Below are 4,007 nucleotides of genomic sequence, written 5' to 3'. Positions count from 1 at the left end.
CAAGATGAATTAACTAAAAGTAGAGTATATGAAGCAGCTGCTAATTATCTAGAAGAAAATCTTTCTGATAATGAAATAGTAGGCATAGGTAGAGGGTCTTCTGTATATGGATTAGTAAATAATTTATCAGGCAATAAGCGTACAGGAATTAAAACAGTGCCATTAGCTGGGGGAATGGGGAGTATAGATTCTCTATACCAAGTAAATGAAACGGCTAGAAAAGCAGCTTCTAGCTTAGGTGGGGTTTGTCATTATGTGTATTCTCCTGTTTATTTAGGGCATAGAGCTACGAAAGATGCTATATTATCAGATCCTGAATTAAAACCTGCTTTCGATTTATGGGATGAATTGGATTGGGCAGTAGTTGGCATAGGTGCCATTTTCCAATCTAATAACAATTATTATAGAGATTTGGTACTGAAGGCAGAAGAAAAAACAGGTCAGAAAGTGGTGGCGGATCTATGCATTAATTTAATAGATCCTTCTGGAAGTCCAGTTGCTTATCAAGCACCAGTAGTTGCTATAAACTTGTCCCAATTGAGAAAAACTAAAAAGGTTGTTGCTATAGCATCAGGGACTTATAAAACACAGGCTATTTTAGCTTGCATAAGAGGGAATTGGATGGACACTTTGGTAACTGATGAATATACTGCATTTGATTTGATTAAAAACTATAAGAAATAAAGTAGAATTAAATTATTTAATTCTACTTTATTATTCTTGTAAATAATAAAATGAAATAAAAAAATAGAAAGAGGAGTAATGGTAATGAACGAAGTTATAAAATGGAAGAAAAACCAACTTCCTAAAACTGATATTGAAGGATGTATAGAAATATTAAAAAAAGATGAGATAGATAAAGCAAGAACTTTTCATGAGAGCTTTGACCAATATTCAAAAACGCCTTTACAAGATTTAAAAGAGTTAGCAACTCATATTGGAGTTGGTGGAGTTTATTTAAAAGATGAATCTTATCGCTTTGGTCTAAATGCTTTTAAGGTTTTGGGAGGATCTTTTGCTATTGCTAAATATATGGCTGAGAAACTAGCTGTGGATGTTGGAGAATTAGGATATAACAAATTGATATCAAATGAAATTAAAGAAAAATTAGGAGATATGCTTTTTGTAACTGCCACAGATGGTAATCATGGTAGAGGTGTAGCTTGGACAGCTAATCAGTTAAAGCAGAAATCCGTAGTATATATGCCTAAAGGTTCATCAGGGGCTAGAGTTGAAAATATCAGGAAAGAAAAAGCAGATGTTACGGTTCAAGACTTGAATTATGATGACTGTGTTAGATTGGCAGCAAAATATGCTGAAGAAAATAATGGAGTAGTAATACAAGATACAGCTTGGGAAGGATACGAAGACATTCCCACATGGATTATGCAAGGATATGGCACTATGGCTTTGGAAGCAATAGAACAATTAGAGGAATTAGGAGTATATAAACCTACACATATTTTTATTCAGGCTGGAGTAGGTTCATTAGCAGCGGCAGTTCAAGGAGTTTTTGCAAATATTTATGGGAAAGATTGTCCTACTACAACCATAGTTGAAGCAGATATTGCAGATTGCTTTTATAGATCAGCAGTAGCAGGAGATGGAAAAGCAGTAGCAGTTGGGGGAGATTTACAAACTATAATGGCTGGATTGGCTTGTGGAGAAGCAAATACTATAGGTTGGGAAATCCTTAAAAATCATAGCTCTATGTTTGTATCCTGTCCTGATTGGGTGTCAGCTAATGGTATGAGAATATTAGGGAATCCATTGAAAAATGATCCTCATGTAATTTCAGGAGAATCAGGGGCTGTAACTACTGGTTTATTGGTAGAAATAATGAAGAATGATGAATACAAAGAATTAAGAGAAAAGCTAAATCTTAATAAGGATTCTAAAATATTATTATTTAGCACAGAAGGAGATACAGATCCAGACAAATATAGAAATATTGTATGGGCAGGAGAATGTACAAAATAAGAATGTTTAAAAAGTGGAGGATGAGAGGATGTTAACTGAAGTAAGAAAAGAAAAATTAGTTAAACTATGCCAAGAACTAATAAGAAATCCTAGTGTTTCCGGTCAGGAAGATAAGGTGGTAGAAGCTATTAAAAAGGTTTTTAAAGAATTTAATTTTGATGAATACTTTGTAGATAGTTACGGAAATATTATAGGTCATATTAAGGGAAAAGGACCAGGTAAGACTATTTTATTTGATGGACATATAGACCATGTACCTGTAACTGATGAGCAAAAATGGAAGTTTGGTCCTTTTTGTGGCGAGATAGCAGAAGGAAGAATATATGGACGTGGTACTTCAGATATGAAAGGTCAAGTTAGTGCTATGATAACTGCAGCATCTTATTTTGCAGAAGATACTAATAGAAATTTTGATGGAGATATTTACGTAGCTGGAGTAGTCCACGAGGAGATATTTGAAGGAGTAGCTGCAAGGAAGATAAGCGATGCTATTAATCCCGATTATGTAGTAATAGGAGAATCTTCAGAGTTGAATTTAAAAATTGGACAAAGGGGCAGGGCGGAGATTGTAGTAGAAGTATTTGGAAAACCTGCTCACTCGGCTAATCCAGAAAAAGGTATAAATTCAGTTTATAAAATGGCCAATATAATACAAAGAATTCAAGAACTTAAATCAACGGTACATGAAGAATTAGGGAAAGGTATTTTAGTGTTAACAGATATTAAATCTTCTCCTTATCCAGGAGCTTCAGTTGTACCAGAGTATTGTAAGGCTACTTTTGATAGGAGATTGTTAGTAGGGGAAACAAAGGAATCTGTGTTGACACCAATAGAGGAGTTATTAGACCAAATGATGAAGGAAGATCCAGAGCTAAATGCTAAGGTTTCCTATGCAATAGGAACTGAAATCTGCTATACAGGCCAAACTATCACTGGAGAAAGGTTTTTCCCAGGCTGGTTGTTTGACAAAGAGGATGAGTTTGTACAAGCTGCATATAAAGGATTGAAAGAAGTCGGTCTTGAACCTGAGATAACTCATTATTCCTTCTGTACTAATGGAAGCCACTATGCAGGGGAAAAAGGAATAAAAACCATAGGCTTTGGTCCATCTCAAGAAAATCTAGCTCATACAATTAATGAATATATAGAGATAGAGCAATTGGAAAAAGGTGCTAAGGGATATTATGGGATATTGAAATCCGTTTTTAATATCTATTAATTTATAAATTTCCAACATAAGGGTGATCATATGAAGGTAACACTAACTATAAATAATAGTAATAGAACACTGGATGTTAGGCCGGACGAATTTTTGCTTGATACTTTAAGAAGACTTGGGTATTTAAGTGTTCAAAGAGGATGTGATACAAGTTCCTGCGGTTTATGTGCAATATGGGTTGATGATGAGATTGTACTATCTTGCACCTATTTAACAGTACGAGCAACAGGGAAGAGTATAACAACCTTAGAAGGAGTAAGGGATGAAGCTAAGAAATTTACCGACTTTTTAGCTGATGAAGGTGCAGAACAATGCGGATATTGTGCTCCGGGATTTATCATGACGGTACTTGCTATGGAAAAAGAACTGACCAATCCTAGTGAAGAAGAAATATACCATTATTTAAATGGCAATCTTTGTCGATGTACTGGATATAAAGGACAGATTAGGGCGGTTAAAAAATATTTAGAATCTAAGGTAGCGAGAGGGGAAGGAAGATGATTACAATAAAGGAATATATTGCACCTAAAACCATAGAAGAAGCTTATGAGCTTCTCATAGCTAGAAAGAATAATTTAATATTAGGTGGATGCGGATTTATAAAATTAGGTTCTAGAAATATTAATACAGCTATAGATTTATGTAATCTGTCCTTAGACTATATTGTTGAAAATGAAGAAGAGATTTTAATTGGTGCAGATACCACTTTGAGGCAATTAGAAATTAATAATATCATTAAAAATCATTGTGGAGGGGCAATTAGTCAAGGAGTTTCTTATATTGTAGGAGTACAGTTTAGAAATATGGC

The 4,007-nt window shown here is 34.4% G+C and carries 5 protein-coding genes; all 5 read left to right on the top strand.

The genetic code is table 11. The features are described 5' to 3' along the window. Window positions 1–684, top strand: a 684-nt coding sequence (locus VK998_RS03055; RefSeq protein WP_325225346.1) for a sugar-binding transcriptional regulator, incomplete at its 5' end; no start/stop codon positions are given. 84 nt (window positions 685–768) lie between these two features. Further along, complete coding sequence (gene dpaL / locus VK998_RS03050) at window positions 769–1,980, top strand: diaminopropionate ammonia-lyase (RefSeq protein ID WP_325225343.1); 1,212 nt, start codon at window positions 769–771, stop codon at window positions 1,978–1,980. Between the two features lie 28 nt (window positions 1,981–2,008). Continuing rightward, entirely contained in the window at window positions 2,009–3,199 is a 1,191-nt protein-coding gene (locus VK998_RS03045; RefSeq protein ID WP_325225341.1) for a YgeY family selenium metabolism-linked hydrolase, read from the top strand. A gap of 30 nt (window positions 3,200–3,229) precedes the next feature. Next, window positions 3,230–3,700, top strand: a complete 471-nt coding sequence (locus VK998_RS03040) for a (2Fe-2S)-binding protein (RefSeq protein WP_325225338.1) — start codon at window positions 3,230–3,232, stop codon at window positions 3,698–3,700. Beyond that, a partial coding sequence (locus VK998_RS03035) for an FAD binding domain-containing protein (RefSeq protein ID WP_325225336.1) occupies window positions 3,697–4,007 on the top strand: 311 nt, incomplete at its 3' end. The genes VK998_RS03040 and VK998_RS03035, both read left to right, overlap by 4 nt.

Source organism: Schnuerera sp. (assembly GCF_035459645.1).
Lineage (GTDB): Bacteria > Bacillota > Clostridia > Tissierellales > Tepidimicrobiaceae > Schnuerera.
The sequence above is the reverse complement of the archived record's forward strand: the minus strand, read 5'-3'. Positions and strand labels throughout refer to the sequence as shown.